General features: G+C 33.3%; 14 protein-coding genes. 10 read left to right on the top strand and 4 right to left on the bottom strand.

Features of this window, described 5'->3' with window-relative positions:
- Positions 1-12 precede the first annotated feature (12 nt).
- Positions 13-1,308 (bottom strand): NarK family nitrate/nitrite MFS transporter, encoded by a 1,296-nt coding sequence (locus tag EPK97_RS10585; RefSeq protein WP_162036586.1) that lies wholly within the window; start codon positions 1,306-1,308, stop codon positions 13-15.
- Between the two features lie 193 nt (positions 1,309-1,501).
- On the opposite strand from EPK97_RS10585, the gene EPK97_RS10580 reads away from it, so the two are divergent.
- From EPK97_RS10580 to EPK97_RS10555, 6 genes are all read left to right on the top strand, one after another.
- Positions 1,502-1,852 carry a double zinc ribbon domain-containing protein gene (locus EPK97_RS10580; RefSeq protein ID WP_162036585.1) on the top strand — a complete coding sequence of 117 codons (351 nt, stop codon included), beginning with the start codon at positions 1,502-1,504 and terminating at the stop codon, positions 1,850-1,852.
- 20 nt (positions 1,853-1,872) lie between these two features.
- Positions 1,873-2,412 carry a GNAT family N-acetyltransferase gene (locus tag EPK97_RS10575; protein ID WP_162036584.1) on the top strand — a complete coding sequence of 180 codons (540 nt, stop codon included), beginning with the start codon at positions 1,873-1,875 and terminating at the stop codon, positions 2,410-2,412.
- Between the two features lie 24 nt (positions 2,413-2,436).
- Complete coding sequence (locus tag EPK97_RS10570; protein WP_162036583.1) at positions 2,437-2,604, top strand: hypothetical protein; 168 nt, start codon at positions 2,437-2,439, stop codon at positions 2,602-2,604.
- A 54-nt stretch (positions 2,605-2,658) separates the two neighbouring features.
- A complete protein-coding gene (locus EPK97_RS10565) occupies positions 2,659-3,177 on the top strand; it encodes a GrpB family protein (RefSeq protein WP_162036582.1) in 519 nt (172 codons plus the stop codon).
- An 87-nt stretch (positions 3,178-3,264) separates the two neighbouring features.
- Positions 3,265-3,690: a GNAT family N-acetyltransferase gene (locus tag EPK97_RS10560; protein ID WP_162036581.1), complete on the top strand. Its 426-nt coding sequence runs from the start codon at positions 3,265-3,267 to the stop codon at positions 3,688-3,690.
- Between the two features lie 459 nt (positions 3,691-4,149).
- Positions 4,150-5,493, top strand: a complete 1,344-nt coding sequence (locus EPK97_RS10555) for a GH1 family beta-glucosidase (protein WP_162036580.1) — start codon at positions 4,150-4,152, stop codon at positions 5,491-5,493.
- 143 nt (positions 5,494-5,636) lie between these two features.
- On the opposite strand, the gene EPK97_RS10550 is transcribed toward EPK97_RS10555, so the two are convergent.
- Entirely contained in the window at positions 5,637-6,989 is a 1,353-nt protein-coding gene (locus tag EPK97_RS10550) for an alanine/glycine:cation symporter family protein (RefSeq protein ID WP_162036579.1), read from the bottom strand.
- A gap of 187 nt (positions 6,990-7,176) precedes the next feature.
- The gene (locus tag EPK97_RS10545; RefSeq protein WP_162036578.1) at positions 7,177-7,965 is read right to left on the bottom strand and encodes a helix-turn-helix domain-containing protein; all 789 of its coding nucleotides are present in this window, start codon (positions 7,963-7,965) and stop codon (positions 7,177-7,179) included.
- A 229-nt stretch (positions 7,966-8,194) separates the two neighbouring features.
- Between EPK97_RS10545 and lysA the strand changes: the two genes are divergently transcribed.
- Entirely contained in the window at positions 8,195-9,502 is a 1,308-nt protein-coding gene (gene lysA, locus EPK97_RS10540; protein WP_162036577.1) for a diaminopimelate decarboxylase, read from the top strand.
- Between the two features lie 45 nt (positions 9,503-9,547).
- Here the strand turns inward: lysA and EPK97_RS10535 are convergent, their stop codons facing one another.
- A complete protein-coding gene (locus EPK97_RS10535; protein WP_162036576.1) occupies positions 9,548-10,561 on the bottom strand; it encodes a LysM peptidoglycan-binding domain-containing protein in 1,014 nt (337 codons plus the stop codon).
- A gap of 137 nt (positions 10,562-10,698) precedes the next feature.
- Here EPK97_RS10535 and EPK97_RS10530 point away from each other — a divergent pair, with 137 nt between their 5' ends.
- The 3 genes from EPK97_RS10530 to EPK97_RS10520 all read left to right on the top strand — a co-directional run bounded on the left by EPK97_RS10530 (position 10,699) and on the right by EPK97_RS10520 (position 17,819).
- On the top strand, positions 10,699-11,238 hold the full coding sequence (locus EPK97_RS10530; protein WP_162036575.1) for a redoxin domain-containing protein: 540 nt from the start codon (positions 10,699-10,701) through the stop codon (positions 11,236-11,238).
- A 311-nt stretch (positions 11,239-11,549) separates the two neighbouring features.
- Positions 11,550-14,633, top strand: coding sequence for an ATP-binding protein (locus tag EPK97_RS10525; RefSeq protein ID WP_162036574.1), 3,084 nt, complete (start codon positions 11,550-11,552; stop codon positions 14,631-14,633).
- Between the two features lie 120 nt (positions 14,634-14,753).
- Positions 14,754-17,819: an ATP-binding protein gene (locus EPK97_RS10520; RefSeq protein WP_162036573.1), complete on the top strand. Its 3,066-nt coding sequence runs from the start codon at positions 14,754-14,756 to the stop codon at positions 17,817-17,819.
- Positions 17,820-17,827 lie beyond the last annotated feature (8 nt).

Here is a 17,827-nt window from a genome sequence, read left to right as displayed (position 1 = left end):
GGTTAACATCTCCTAACATTTTACTTCTGCATTTTTTCTAGCATAGTAGTACCATGTGATTATCAAACTTATGGCATAATAGGCGATTAAAAAATATAAAGCCATATTAGCAGTACCAGTACTATCAATGGACCAACCAAAAATTTTTGGAATGAAAAAAGCACCGTAAGCAGCTATTGCTGCAGTAAAACCAAGTACAGTTGCTGCTTCCTTTTCAGGAAAAATAAAAGGTATCATACGAAATGTTGAACCATTGGCAATTCCTGTTGTGGTGAATAGGATTAAAAACATAATTAAGAAACCAGTAAAGTTATCTAATGTTAAGAAATAAACGACACCTATTGTTGCGAGAATCATAATCATGATATCCCAAAATGTAACACGTGCTCCACCAAGTTTATCTGAAATCCATCCACCGATAGGTCGAACACCAGCGCCTAATAACGGGCCGATAAAAGCAAGATGAATTACATTGAGGTCTGCAAATTCTGATTTTATTAATAATGGAAAGGCTGCTGAGTATCCAATGAACGACCCGAAACACATTGTATATAACCATGTCATAATCCAAGTATGTTTTTTTTTGAAAATGACAAATTGATCCGAAATGGACTGTTTAGCAGAAGGAATGTTATCCATTCCAAATAATGCAGCAATGGTAACTAATATAATAGGAATGACCCATACAAATGCTGCATTTTGAATCCATACTGATGAACCGTCAGCTAAAGTTTGGCTTGTACCGCCAAAAGCTCCAAAAATACTTATTGCAATCACAATCGGAGATGTAAACTGTACAACACTTACGCCAAGATTTCCGATTCCTGCGTTAATGCCTAAAGCCGCACCCTTTGATTTTTTGGGGTAAAAGAAGCTGATGTTTGCCATAGAGGATGAGAAATTACCACCACCAAAACCACAAAGAGCAGCCAATATGGCCATTGTTGTGAATGAAGTATCAGGATTTTGTACTGCAATTCCAATTCCTATTGCAGGTATCAGTAAAGAGGCAGTTGAGATCACTGTCCAGTTTCGCCCCCCAAATATCCCGACTAAAAAAGTATAAAAAATACGTAAAGTAGCTCCAGTTAATCCAGGTAATGCAGCTAAAGTAAATAGTTCACTACTAGAAAAATTAAAACCAACATCATTTAAACGAACAGCAACAACAGACCAAATTTGCCATACTACAAATGCCAAAAGGAGTGCTGGTACTGAAATCCATAAATTACGTCTTGCATGTTTTTTTCCCTCAGATTCCCAAAACTGCTCATCCTCAGGGTTCCAATTTGTTCCTATTCTTGCCATCTTGTTTTCTCCTTATATGAATTGAATATTTATTGTTGAAATACTTATTTTATTCTCCCAATTGCTTCCTAATTTTATTCATTGTCATTCTATGATAGTTAATAGAATAGATGGGGATTTTGGATGTTTGTGAGAAGGGGGTATAAGAATAATGTTATAATATGGGTTAGTTTATGAATGAGGTGAAATGATCATGGGATTAATTTATATCATAATTACGTTTTTATTCTTTTTCATACTTTATATAGTGATCCAATCTGCAATCAACAACTCAGAACTAACTGAAACATTAAAACAGTTAAATCGAAAATTAGAAAAGAGTAGATTGATACAAGAAGAAAGTCGGAAGGAAGAAGATGAGTATCTTCTAACTGTAAAATATGATAATTGTCCTGGTTGCAATAAAAAAATACTATTAAATGAAGAAAAGTGTCCTAAATGTGGACTATTAATAGCTAAAGAAAGCTGCCCGGCTTGTGGAACTCAAGTGTTTTTGAACAATAAAGAATGTAATTCATGTGGATTGAAATTACGTGATAGTTAACGATTGGAGTGGGAATCATCATGTTTAAACATATCATTGATGATAACTTGGATATAAGAATATTAGAGCTTCGACATGCTGAACAACTTTTTGATCTAGTTAGCTGTAATCAGGATTATTTAGCTGAGTGGTTACCTTGGGTACAAGGAAATACAATAGATCATACAAAAGGGTTCATTGAAGCAGCACTACAAAAGCTTGCAAACAATGATGGGATTGATTGTGGTATTTTTTATCATGATCGTATTGTAGGGTGTATAAGTTTACATAGACTAGATTGGTTAAATAAAAAAACATCTATTGGATATTGGTTGGATGGATCTCTTCAAGGGCAAGGGATTATGACCAAAGCTTGCAAAGCAATGATAAACTACTCATTTAAAGATTTACAATTAAATCGTATAGAGATACGTGCGGGAGTAAACAATTTGAAGAGCAGGGCCATTCCTGAAAGACTTGGTTTTGAAAAGGAAGGAATGATGCGCATGGCAGAATGGGTAAATAATCGTTATATCAATCATGTTGTTTATGGTTTGTTGAAAGAAGACTGGGATAACTAATAAGTTAAGTTAGGGTGAACTCAAATGAATATTTTTGTTGTTTTACTAATTCTAGCGGGATTAACTGTAGGTTTTATAGTAATTACGGAACATGTGGTGCGTACGGCAGTGGATACATCAAAAATGGCAACTGATTTGAAAGAAATCAAACGTATGCTAAAATCATTCAAGGAATCACAGCTAGAAGAATGACTATAAAACATTAATTTTTTATATGTTTTAAAAATAATGGGAGGGGAGAGTACCATGAGGACAATTAAAGTAGTACCTTATCAGGTTGATTGGGTAAACAAGTTCCAAGAAGAGGCGTTGAAAATAAAAGAAGTTTTCGGAGATCAATTATTAGAAATCCATCATATAGGCAGCACCTCCGTACCTGGTTTAAAAGCCAAACCTATCATTGATATCATCCCAGTAGTTAAAAATATTAAAGAAATAGATTTATGCAATGAAAAAATGGAAGCTATCGGCTATGAAGCAAGAGGAGAGTTTGGTATACCAGGTCGTAGATATTTTCCTAAAGGTGGAGAAAATTATCGATCACATCATGTACATGTATTTCAAATAGGTGATCAACAAATAAAAAGACATCTTGTTTTCCGCGATTATTTAATAACTCATCCTGAAGTTGCAAAAGAATATGAAGATTTAAAAGAAGAATTAGCAAGTAAATTTTCAAACAATCCAGAGCGATATTCGAATGGAAAAGAAACATTTATTAAAGAAACAGATGAGAAGGCATTAAAATTTTATAGTGAAATGTAACATAGATTCAGTAACAAATCAGATTAGATAAATCAACTTTTGTATACCCTCATCCTTACTTGATAAAAACCAAAGGAGTCAAATGGAATGATAAATGTAAAAGATAAATTAGACCAGTCAGAAATTATTGAGTTACTTGCACTTTGTACTTTCTCTGATTCCAATCGATTAGAAGAAACAATTCAAAATTATAAAAACGAAAATGATGTTGAAATTTATGGTTTTGAAAAGGAAAACAAGGTAGTGGGAATCATAGGTTTCCAAATGAATGAAACCCAGATGGAGTTAAAACATATCGCTGTTTCACCACCCCAACGATATAAAGGAATTGGAAGCTTAATGATCAATGCGATGATAAACTTAAAAAAACCAACTCAAGTCATATCTGAAACAGACGACGATGCAGTAGATTTTTATCGCAGTAGTGGTTTTACAGTATATAGCTTAGGTGAAAAATTCCCTGGAGTTGAGAGATATCGTTGTGAATTTGAGGTTGAGCAAATAGATATATAAAACCATGTAGATTTAAGAATATAAAGGTATCTGATGGTCTTATTTCATGATTTTTATGGATTTTATTAAAATAGCGGGAAATAACGGTCTTATATCAATGGTTTTATGCAAATATGCAAAAATCGATTTAAAATGAGTTAAATAAGACCAAAATTTCCACTTATTTTAATTTAGGATAGTGAATTCACATAAATAAGACCCTAAATTCCCGTTAATTCATGTAGTACCAACTCACACACTTTTTGTCTATCATAAAAGTAGTAGTTATTAATATCAAAGCTTTTCTTCTCCAGGTTATTGAATCCCAAAATAGCATAAATGAAAACCTAATATGGCAATATCATTACTACCTAATATTCATTATAATAAAGTTCAGATTTGCAATTCAGTTTAAAGTATATGAAAATGTACATGTTATTTTCATTTGCTGAACAATAAATGATTTTATGGGGTGGAAAAATGACAATATTACAATTCCCAAAAGACTTTAAATGGGGTACTGCAACAGCAGCCTACCAAATTGAAGGGGCTTATGATAAAGACGGAAGAGGAATGTCAATCTGGGATACGTTTTCTCGAATTCCTGGTAAAGTATTTGAGGGAGACAACGGTGATGTAGCTTGTGATAGTTATCATCGTTATGAAGAAGATATACAATTAATGAAACAACTAGGGATCACAGTGTATCGATTTTCTGTTTCGTGGCCGAGAATTTTTCCTAATGGAACTGGTGAAATCAATCAAAAAGGTTTAGCGTATTATCACAATTTCGTAGATAAATTATTGGAAAATGGTATAGAACCTTATTGTACATTATATCATTGGGATTTGCCTCAAGCTTTGCAAGATCAAGGTGGTTGGGAGAATCGTGAGAGCATTGACGCTTTTGTAAATTATGCAGAGACAATGTTTAAAGAATTTGCAGGTAAAATTAAAAGCTGGATGACTTTTAATGAGATGTGGTGCAGTGCTTTCTTGTCCAACTATTATGGCAATCATGCGCCAGGTAAAAAAAATATACAGACAGCAGTGGATGTTGCTCATCATTTATTGGTAGCACACGGAAAAACAGTCAGCAAATATAGAGAGCTAGGAGTAGAAGGACAAATTGGATATGCTCCTAACGTGACTTGGAATGAACCATTCAGTAATAAGCAAGAAGATATTGATACAGCCAATAGAGGCAGGGCTTGGTATGTTGAGTGGTTTATGGACCCTGTGTTTAAAGGAAGTTATCCGCAATTTATGGTCGATTGGTTTGAACAAAAAGGCGTGAAGATGAACGTTCAACCTGGAGATATGGAAGCTATTCATCAGCCAATTGATTTCCTTGGCATTAATTATTATACAGGTGGAGTTGTGAAATTTAAGGAAGACTCTGATATATTAGACAATGAGGGTATTAATGTTGGTCGTGATAAAACAGATATTGGTTGGGACATTTATCCTGAAGGGTTGTATTATGTTTTAAAATTCATAACAGATCGGTATGGACAAATCCCTATTTATATTACTGAAAACGGGGCATGTTATAATGATGAGCCTAAAGATGGTATTGTAAATGATGAGGGTAGAACTTCATTTTTGAAAAAACATATCCTACAACTTCATCGTTCTATTGAATCTGGTGTGAATGTAAAAGGATACATGTGCTGGTCTATGATGGATAACTTCGAATGGGCATACGGTTATAGCATGCGTTTTGGACTAGTCCATGTGAATTATCGAACGCAAGAGAGAACACCAAAAGAGAGTTACTATTGGTATCAAAAGTTAGTTAAAAATAATTATCTTAAAGTATAGATATATGAAGGCACTCTTTGAAAGGGTGCCTTTTATATTTTCTAAAAAAAATCGATCGTAAGTATACGATCGACCTTATTTGTGGTGGAAATCTCCCTCAATACATCCTAAGCTGACAATACTATAAGAATAATAGATTATAATTACGTTTGACCACTTAATTTTTTCTCTTTTTCTTCTTTTAATACTTCCAAGAATTTTTTCGTTTCATAAACGACTACCCCAGATAATCCGAGCAGTCCAATTAAGTTTGGTATCGCCATCAATCCATTCATTATATCTGCAATGCCCCAAACGGTTTCTAAAGTCGACACAGCACCAATCCAAACTACTAGAGCAAACAACGCACGATATAAATACTTCATAGCAGGATGATTAATTAAGTACGTAAAACACTTCTCTCCGTAATAAGACCATCCTATAATCGTAGAAAAGGCAAAGAATACTAGACCGATGGTAACAATAATAGATCCTGATGAACCTAAGAACAATTCAAATGTGCTTGTGGTTAACTCGGATCCTTCTAAATCCCCTTTGTATAAGTCCCCCATAACAAGGGCAATTCCTGTTATTGAACAAATGATAATTGTATCGATAAATACTTGTGTCATTGAAACAAGAGCTTGGCGACCTGGATAGTCCGTTTTGGCTGCGGCTGCAGCAATTGGAGCAGAACCTAAACCAGCTTCATTGGAAAATACACCTCGAGCAACCCCCCAGCGAATGACAGCACCAAGTGCACCCCCTGCAACTGCTTGCCCCGTAAAGGCATCTGTGAAAATAAGAGCAATTGCATTTGGAACTAATTCAGCATTTAAAATAATGATGATTAAACCAGCACCCACATAAAAAAGTGCCATAATTGGAACGAAGAAGGCTGTAACTTTTCCTATGATTTTGATTCCTCCAATAATGACTAAAGCAGTTAACAAGGCTAATACAGGTCCTGTGAGCAATGGTGAAATAGAAAAAGTAGACTCTAGTGCACCTGCAACAGAATTAGATTGAACCATATTCCCAATGCCAAATGCAGCAACTGCACCAAATAGTGCAAAAAGGATGGCAAGCCACTTTTGTTTCAAACCTTTTTCAAGGTAGTACATAGGTCCACCTGACATTTCTCCATCTGCATTCTTTACACGATATTTTACGGCTAAAATCGCTTCTGCATATTTTGTTGCCATTCCAAATAATGCCGTCATCCACATCCAAAACACAGCACCTGGTCCACCTAACATCACTGCTGTTGCTACTCCGACAATATTCCCTGTCCCAACCGTTGCAGCAAGAGCAGTCATAAGTGCCTGAAAGTGAGAGATATCCCCTTCAGATTTTTTATCTTGATTTCTAGTAAAAGCAAGTTTTAGAGAGTATGGCAATAATCTTAGCTGCAAAAGCCCTAGACGAATGGTCAAATATATTCCAGTTCCAACAAGTAATACAAGAAGTGGTGGTCCCCAAACAAAACTTGAAATTTCACTAATTAAATTTTCCATGATTCCTTTTACCTCCTCTTAAAAAAGCTTGTATTAAAATTCTTACTTAATAGTTATTAGAGGTAAGGAGGATTTAGAATTAGAAAAACACTTCATATGATGGAAAGTCCAAATTAGAGTAAGGATTTTTCTCCTTTCAATTCAAATCAATTTGACCTGCTTTTACATATAATCTCTATATATCCATCTATTTTAGTGTAGAAGGATTATATCCTCTATATTTCTTAAATTGTTTACTGAAAAAATAAATATCCTCATAGCCAAGCGCACCTGCTACTTCTGTTACATTCATACCTGTGTAATAAAGTAAATACTCCGCTCGTTCAATTCTTGATTCTATCATATATTCCCGAACTGATTTTCCAATTAACTCCTTAAATTTTAAGGAAAAATATCTTGGGGAGATTTGAGCTCTACTAGCTAATTCCTCTAACGAAAACCACTCGCTAGGATGTTCATGAATGTAATTGGCAACTTCAAAAATAGACTCTTTTAAATGATGTTGTTTTTGTTGAACGTCATCTCCTGAATCTTGATCAGATCGTAATAGATGGATCATTAACTGTTTTAAAATGAGCTGTGCTTCTTCAATTGCATAATCCTGCTCATTTAACATCAGTCGCACATAAGAGGTTAAGATCGTTTGAAAATCCATTTTGTTTTTAATTACTCGATATCGAACTGGTATTTGTTCAGGTTGTTTCTTCAATGAAAAGTGAATATAAGAGATGGTTAATGGGTTTTGTGGATCATGTGTTGCACTTGTAAAGTCTCCTGGTCGAAATAAAAAACATGAGCCTTTAGAAACTTGAAAAACTTGATCATTCACAATGACTTTTCCCTGACCATCCCAGACATAAAAAAGGTCATAGTGGGGAAGAGGCACATCTCTTTTTATCCATTTCCACTCTGGTTCACATGTGATTTTCGCAAAATATCTAGTGACCACAAATGAGTTTACATGAACTTGCAACATATTTTATTCCACCTTATTAAAAGAATTTAAAAGTTAAAACATAAGTATTTTTTCACAATTAACAGTAAGATTTCAAAATTCTTATATTATTGTCCATGTACTAAAATACAAATTTTTATTTATAACTTACATTTCAATAATCAAGCTTATTAAGTATATTATATATCAAAAGTAAGTATAAAAATACAAATGAGTTCAATAAAATATGAATAATAGGGGGAGAGAAGAAATGGTTTTAGGTGGAACGAGCAAAAGTAACGAACAGGGACAGTTGGAGATTGGAGGTTGTAACGCAATCAACCTGACAACCCAGTATGGCACACCTTTGTATGTATATGATGAAAAATTGATTAGAGACAATATTCGTTCATACATCAATGCTTTCAAAAAACATAAAGTAAAGTTTAATATTGCATATGCAAGTAAAGCTTTAAGTAACATAGCTATTTGCCAAGTTATAAAAGAAGAGGGATTAAGTATAGATGTTGTCTCAGCTGGAGAATTATACACTGCGTTGAAATCAGGTTTTCCAGCTTCCCGTATTCATTTTCATGGAAATAATAAAACACCAGAAGAAATTAAAATGGCTCTTCAAGCAAAAATTGGTTGTTATGTCGTTGATAATTTTTATGAATTAGATTTATTGAATAGTTTAGCTAAAAAACACAACCAAATTGTTTCCATTTTATTTCGAATTTCGCCAGGGGTAAAGGCACACACACATCAATATATTCAAACAGGTCAACAGGATTCAAAGTTTGGGTTTGATATGATCAGCGGTCAAGCTCTTGATGCAATTAAGCTGTTAGATGAGAGAGAAAACCTTCGTTTCTTAGGATTCCACTGTCATTTAGGGTCACAGATTTTTGAAAAAGAGGGGTACCTTTATGCACTGAAAAGATTTTTTGATTTAATGGATAGAATAAAACATCAATTTGGTGTGGATACCCAAGTTATTAATTTAGGCGGAGGATTCGGAATTCGTTATACAGATGATGATAATCCTTTAAGAGCAGAGGAATATATTGATAGTATTGTAGAAGCTGTGAAACGAGAATGTAATGATCGTCATTTGGATGATCTTCCTGAGATTTGGATTGAACCAGGAAGAAGTATCGTAGGTGAAGCAGGAACTACACTTTATACCATTGGATCAGAAAAAGAGATACCAGGGATCAAAAAGTACGTAGCAGTTGATGGTGGAATGACGGATAATCTTAGACCAGCTTTGTATCAAGGAAAGTATAATGCATTCATTGCTAACAGAGTTGATGATGATCCAGTTGAAGTTGTATCGATTGCAGGAAAATGTTGTGAAAGTGGAGATATGTTAATCCATGATATTAAACTACCAAAAGTGAAAAATGGAGAAATTTTAGCTGTACCTTGTACGGGAGCTTATGGATATGCGATGGCAAACAATTATAATCGTATAACTAGACCTGCTATGGTTTTTGTGAAAGATGGAAAATCAGTTGAAGTTGTAAAAAGAGAAACGTTAGATCAATTGATTCAAAATGACCTTGAACTTATTTGAATATTCTAAAACCCTCGCCTGAACTCAACGAGGGTTTCTGAATGATTAATCCCAATTATTAAGATATGGATAAGGGTCGATTGAACTCCAATTGGGTAGTTTATATATACCAAAATGAAGATGATTTTCAAATTTTCCTGAGGTCCCTTCAGGACCGTAACCTGTACTTCCTACATAACCAATGATTTGCCCTTTTTTCACTTCAGCACCTATTCCCACACCACTTGCATAACTGGACATGTGAGCATAATAAAATATAGTCGAATCATCTACTTGAATGGCCAGTCTCCAGCCACCATATTGGCTCCAACCATATCTAACTACTTTTCCATTTAGTACACTGTAGATAGGTGTCCCCTTATTCGCCATAATATCTATCCCTTCATGGCTGCGAGTACCAGTTCCACTAGGATTATAGTTTCTACCATCTCCATAACTATTTACATAAGTTTTATATGTCCCTGTTTTTAGAGGAAACATACCATCTTCAAATATGTTTAGTTGATTTTGAGATCTTGTTTGATTGTTTGAATTTGAGCTTGAACTTGGAATATAGATTGTTTGACCGATGATTAAATTGTTAGGGTTTGAAATTTGAGGGTTGGCATCTATTAAAACCTGTGTGTTAATCCCTAATCTTTGTGAGATAATCCACATTGTATCATTTGCTTGAACTATGTAACTACTGCGAGCACTTGAATTTGGAAGATAGATTACTTGTCCAATTCTTAAATTGTTGGGGTTTGAAACGTGAGGATTAGCATCCATTAAAACTTGTGTATTAATTCCAAATCTTTGTGATATGATCCACAACGTGTCATTAGCTTTTACTGTATATTGATTGTTATCTTTTGAAACTATCAACGATTGTCCAGGAAAAATGTCATCTGAGGATAGATTATTTAATGATTTTAATTCAGCCACTGTGAGAGAATAACGATCTGCGATTTTCCACAATACGTCTCCAGAATTTACTGAGTATGTGGCAGCAAACGAGTTACTCGCCATGGAAGCGCTTAAAGTAAGTCCTACAAGTAAAGATGTTATTTTTTTTCTCATGATGTCATCTCCTTGGTGTTATATAAACTATCATATCGTATATAAAATATTAATAAAATGGACAAATGATGGAAAAAATACATTATATAGGGATCTGGTATATAAAAATATACGTATAACTAAAGGAGAGATGGACAGTGAGGAAAAAATGGATCATTATCGGGCTTTTACTTAGCGTGGTCACCCTAGGTATATTTGTTTTCAATGGAGAAGAGGAGGCTCGGAGTGTAGCATTAAGAAATAAATTGTTTGCAGAAATTGGAGGAGAAGCCCCAACATTTTCTTTGAAAACACTACAAAATAATGAGGTTTATAAATTCGACAATAATTTAGGAAAACCAATGATTATCAATTTTTGGGCTTCATGGTGTGGTCCTTGTAAATTAGAAGCACCAGAGCTTGTAAAATTATATGACAAGTATCAACCAGAAATAGAAATTGTTGCAATTAATATTACAGCTGAGGACTCATTAAAAAGTGCCAAAAAATTTGCTCAAACATATGGATTTCAATTTCCTGTATTGATGGATGAAGATGCAGAGGTTTCTGATGTATATATTGTACAAGCCATTCCAACTACGTATTTTATTGATAAGGATGGGATGATTGTGGATAAAGTGCTTGGATCAGTTGAACCTGAAGTTTTAGAAAAAAAATTAAAAGGGCTGATTCGTTAGATTTTATATTTGCAGTCATCATCTATCGATTTTTAACAAAACTTGAATTGATTAATTAAATTATTGTGATTGGAAGATATTAAGGACTGTCCTAAGAGTTAATGACAGTCCCTTTTCACGTTTTCAATTAAGGTTAATTATGGATTAGTTGTTATCCATTCCCTTCTACAATAAGTTGATATATTTGATATACTATATTAATTGTAAATCACATTTGTTAATTTTAAAAAGATACTTAAATTATCGCAGCAAACGCTTGACAGTCCAGTGTATCCGAGGACATATCTGATAATAACTGAAGGGAGCGGAACATGAAAAAAAGTGTAATCATATTTGGGATTACCATTTTAATATATATCATTCTTTTTGGAATATTCAATTTTGTTTCGAGCCAGTTTACTCAAAAAGATATACCAATAGCAGAGGAAGGAATATTGGATTTATCTACTTGGGATTCGATAGATGGAGGGATCATTTCACTAGATGGAGAGTGGGAGTTTTTCCCCGAGCAAATGTTAGATGCTGATGATTTTAAGGGGAATCAGGAGCTTGATCTTTCTTCTATGTATGTTCAGGTTCCTGCGATTTGGACCACATATAACAACGACGATCAGTCCATGAGTCCGTTTGGAAAAGCCACCTATCGTTTAAAAATTAAAATTGATGGTGGAGATCAAATTTTTGGTATAAAAACCTCATCTATACGCATGTCAAATCGGATTTTCGTCAATGGGGATATCATTGGTTCCAGTGGTGATCCTAACGCTGAAAAAAAATATTCACCTGGATACACTCCTTATGTTGCATATTTCACGATGGAAAAAGGGATGAATGAAATTATCGTACAAGTAGCAAATTATCATTTCTTTGCTGGTGGAGGAATTGTGAACCCCATCTATTTCGGGGAACAACATCATATTTCTCAATTAAGGGATAAAACATTGATGCATGATTGGGTGTTATCTAGTGTTTTCATCATTATGGGTCTATATTTTATAGGCTTGTTTTCTCAGAGGAGGGAAGATTTATTTTTGTTGTTTTTCTCCATATATTGTTTTTCTTATGGGGTGTATGGAGCTGCTCATGGAGAAAAAGTATGGTATTTTCTCTTTCCTGATACTCCATACTATATCATGATAAGGATACAGATTTTTGTAGTCATGTCGGCTAGTATCTCCTTGTTTTTATATATTTCAACTGCATTTGAAGAAATGATATCAAAGAGATTTGTAAGAATAGGTATTGCAGTAGGTTTTATCTTATTGTTATATACTATATTTTTCCCCTTTTCTTTAGCGTTTTGGGTGCATATGCTCATTATCCTCTATACTCTTTCAGCACATATGTATGCTACATATATATTGATTGCAGCAGCCTCAAAAAAAATGGAAGGCAGCATTTATATGATTTTTGGAGCGATTGCAATGAGTGGGTATGCACTTAAGTATATTACCGCATTTCTTACCGGAACAGTATGGCTATCTTTATTCCCTATAGAACCTTTTGTCCTCTTATTAATGTTCTCTTTGCTAATGTCCCTACGTTTTTCAAATGCTTTTAAGAAAAATGAACAATTATCCTTAGAGTTACTAGAAGTGGACAAAGTGAAAGATGAATTTCTAGCTAAAACTTCACATGAATTAAAAACACCACTACACGGGATTATCAATATTTCGTCGTTTTTACTGGATGAAAAAGAGACAAAAATATCAACTAAACAAAAAGAAAATCTTTCATTGATTCATGATACATCCATGAAATTATCTAACCTTGTGAACGATCTTATTGATGTTACAAGATTGAAAAATGGAGAATTTAGGTTACAACTAACGAATGTAGATTTAAAAGTATCTACACAAATTGTTTTTGACGTATTAACCTTTGAGATTCAAGGGAAACAAATTCAATTGATTAATGAAATCGATGAATCAACTTTAGTCATGGCAGATGAAAATCGAATTAGACAAGTTTTATACAATTTAATTCATAACGCGATAAAACACACACAAGCCGGTTATATTACTATTTCTTCTAAATTAAGTGATGAGAAGATTTATTTTTATGTTGAGGACACAGGAATAGGGGTGCCGGAAGAAAAACAAGAAGAGATCTTTGGTTACTTCGAACAAATAGATCAGTTGTCAGCACTAAATGGGTATCAAAGTATGGGACTAGGTTTATATATTAGTCAACAACTCATAGAAAAAATGAATGGTGAGATTTGGGTGGATTGGTCTGAAGTTGGTAAAGGGACTAGAATTGGTTTTACGTTACCAAGAGCAGAACATTTGGAACATAAAGTAGAAGGAAGAGATTTTGGACCTCTATCCACTGGGAATTCTACTAAAATTATAACATCACAGCATGATTTGGACATAGTGAGACAGTATGAGCAGACGATATTAGTCGTAGACGATGAACCATCAAATATACATCTTTTATTAAATATACTGTCCAAATATGAATACAATGTGATTACGGCTTTTTCAGGAAAAGAAGCATTAAGGAAATTAGAACTATTTGAACAAATTGATTTAGCTATTCTGGATGTGATGATGCCTGAAATGTCTGGTATTGAATTATGTCAAAAAATTAGAGAGAACCATTCGTTACTTGAATTACCTGTATTATTCGCCACCGTAAAAGATTTACCAGAAGATATTGAACTTGGATTTAAAGCAGGAGCAAATGACTATATTACCAAACCTTTTGACTCACAGACGATCATAGCAAGAATCCAAACCTTGCTTTCTATGAAAACATCCATGGAAGATGCTTTTCAAAATGAGATGGCGTTTTTACAAGCCCAAATTAAACCCCACTTTTTATACAATGCGATTAGTAACATTATTGCTTTTTGTTATACGGATGGTAAAAAAGCAGCTCACTTACTAAATATGTTAAGTCAGTATCTACGTATTATATTTAATACGGATCATAAAACAATGGTTGTACCACTTGATAGAGAAATGAGTTTAATTAAAGCTTATGTGGAAATTGAAAAAGCTAGGTTTGATCGATTTGAGTTCATATATCATGTTGATGAAGGACTTGAAGAGGAACATATTCCATCATTATGTATCCAACCGTTTGTAGAAAATGCCATTCGACATGGACTTTTTCAAAAAGATGGGATAGGGAAGGTTACTTTATCCATTCATAATCATGGAGAGTTTATTCGTGTAGTTATAGAAGATGATGGAGTAGGTATATCTGAAGATGTATTACATCAGTTTGAAAATGGAAATTTGAAGAACTCAGGTATAGGAATGACAAACATTAAAAAGAGACTGGAATCCATTAAGGGATCAAATATTAAAATTAAATCAACCTTAAATAAAGGAACGAAAGTAACGATAGATTTAACTAAACACTTATTTCTGCAATCATTCTAACTACAAAACAAAAAGAAAACCAGCTATATTTAATTAATGATGCATGAAATCTTTAAACCAGTATAGTATCCATATACTTATAACAAAAAATGTATATGGGTAAGAACAAGGTGAGCCGAATTGAGAAACTATGAAAAACAAATCAAAGTAGTAGGATTAACTGTTATATCTTTGTTATGCATCTTTTTCTTCGTAATGATGAATTATGCTACTCTATCAAATTCATCAGCCCCTGTGGCAGATAATGGAGTGTTAGATTTATCTTCATGGAATTTTGAAGATGGACTAGTGAGTCTGAATGGAGAATGGGAATATTATGAGGATAAACTCCTTAAACCTGAAGATTTTGCTAAAGACAAATTTTCATTAAAAGAATTTGAAATAATTCCTAAATTTCCCAGAGAATTCAAGAGAGAAGGACATGCTACGTATCGGCTAACGATAAAATTAGGTGATCAGTTTCCTCGCGGCGGATACGGACTAAAGATGGAACATGTCATGACTGCCTCTAAGTTATTTGTAGATGATCAATTACAAAGTCAGAGTGGTTTGCCAGCTGATAATAAAGAGAAACATATTTTAGGCAGTGCGCCCCATGCAACTTATTTTCAAACAGATAAGAATGAAATGACGATTGTGATTCAAGTTTCAAAATATAATTATCTAGATCGTAGTTTTATCGAAGAAATAAAATTTGGAACTCAAGAAGATATCTCAAGATTGGAATATGTTTTGTTTGCCACAGATATTTCCATTATTGTAATGTTATTAGTTATTAGTTTAATTCATTTAAGTATTTATTTTATTCGAATGAAGGAGAAAACTTATCTTTACAGTGGTCTTTTCTTTCTTTCTGTTCTTTTTGTATATTTTTGTATTAATGAGATGTCATTGATAAGTTTATTTCCATTCATATCAACTGAAATGATATATAAATTAGTATATATCTCAGTTTATTCTGGTGTTCCTCTACTTATTTTGTTTGTTTTTGAAATCATACCACATCTATTTTCAAATCGTATAATTCGGATCATGTGTATCCCATTCGTGTTTTATGTAATAGCAATTATTGTATTACCTTATTCGATATATATACATCTGGATATAGTTGCTAAGGTATATGCTATGTTTATCGTTTTTTTAGTTTTTTATAGGCTATGTTGGTTATTTTTAAAAAGGAAAAATGATCATTTAGAAAACTTCGAATTATTATTATTATTAGGTGCTATGTTTACTCTTCTTCTTGAAGGTCTCAGTTTTATTTTTTACCAATATTTTTTTATGAATATTAGTTTAATTGTATTTGTGATCTTTATGAATATTTTCTTAGCACTTCGCTATACTAATGCTTTCAATAATCTTGAAAATTTATCAGAAAGACTTTTTATTATTAACGAAATGAAAGATGAATTTTTAGTTAAAACTTCACATGAGTTAAAAACACCACTGCACGGGATTATCAATATTTCGTCATTTTTATTAGATGAAAAAGATGCAGGGATGTCAACAAAACAAAAAGAAAATCTTTCATTGATTCATGATACATCCATGAAATTATCTAACTTAGTAAATGATCTTATTGATGTGACTAGATTGAAAAATGGAGAATTTAGACTTCAACTCACAAAGGTAGATTTAAAAGTATCTACACAAATTGTTTTTGACATATTAACCTTTGAGATTCAAGGGAAACAAATTCAATTGATCAATGAAATTGATGAATCGACTTTAGTTATCGCAGATGAAAATCGAATTAGACAAGTTCTATATAACTTAATTCATAATGCGATAAAACATACACAAGCCGGTTATATTACTATTTCTTCTACATTAAGTGATGAGAAGATTTATTTTTATGTTGAGGACACAGGAATAGGATTGCCGGAAGAAAAACAAGAAGAGATTTTTGGTTACTTCGAACAACTAAATCATTTGTCACCACAAAACGGATACCAAAGTATGGGATTAGGTTTATATATTAGTCGACAACTCATAGAAAAAATGAATGGTGAGATTTGGGTGGATTGGTCTGAAGTTGGTAAAGGGACTAGACTTGGTTTTACGTTACCAAGAGCAGAACATTTGGAGCATAAAGTAGAAGGAAGAGATTTTGGACCTCTATCCACTGGAAATTCTACTAAAATTATAACATCACAGCATGATCTGGACATAGTGAGACAGTATAAGCAGACGATACTAGTCGTAGACGATGAACCATCAAATATACATCTTTTATTAAATATACTGTCCAAATATGAATACAATGTGATTACGGCTTTTTCAGGAAAAGAAGCATTAAGGAAATTAGAGCTATTTGAACAAATTGATTTAGCTATTCTGGATGTGATGATGCCTGAAATGTCTGGTATTGAATTATGTCAAAAAATTAGAGAGACCCATTCGTTACTTGAATTACCTTTATTATTCGCCACCGTAAAAGATTTACCAGAAGATATTGAACTAGGATTTAAAGCAGGAGCAAATGACTATATTACCAAACCTTTTGACTCACAGACGATCATAGCAAGAATCCAAACCTTGCTTTCTATGAAAACATCCATGGAAGATGCTTTTCAAAATAAGATGGCGTTTTTACAAGCCCAAATTAAACCCCACTTTTTATACAATGCGATTAGTAACATTATTGCTTTTTGTTATACGGATGGTAAAAAAGCAGCTCATTTACTAAATATGTTAAGTCAGTATCTACGTATTATATTTAATACGGATCATAAAACAATGGTTGTACCACTTGATAGAGAAATGAGTTTAATTAAAGCTTATGTGGAAATTGAAAAAGCTAGGTTTGATCGATTTGAGTTCATATATCATGTTGATGAAGGACTTGAAGAGGAACATATTCCATCATTATGTATCCAACCGGTTGTAGAAAATGCCATTCGACACGGACTTTTTCAAAAAGATGGGATAGGGCAGGTTACTTTATCCATTCATAATCATGGAGAGTTTATTCGTGTAGTTATAGAAGATGATGGAGTAGGTATATCTGAAGATGTATTACATCAGTTTGAAAATGGAAATTTGAAGAACTCAGGTATAGGAATGACAAACATTAAAAAGAGACTGGAATCCATTAAGGGAGCTAACATAGAAGTAGAATCAACCTTAGATAAAGGAACAAAAGTAACGATAGATTTACCTAAACATAAGATGGATTTTGAGTGACTTGCTTA

The sequence above is a fragment of the Chengkuizengella sediminis genome (assembly GCF_010078385.1).
GTDB classification, from domain to species: Bacteria; Bacillota; Bacilli; order Paenibacillales; family KCTC-33759; genus Chengkuizengella; species Chengkuizengella sediminis.
The sequence above is the reverse complement of the archived record's forward strand: the minus strand, read 5'-3'. Positions and strand labels throughout refer to the sequence as shown.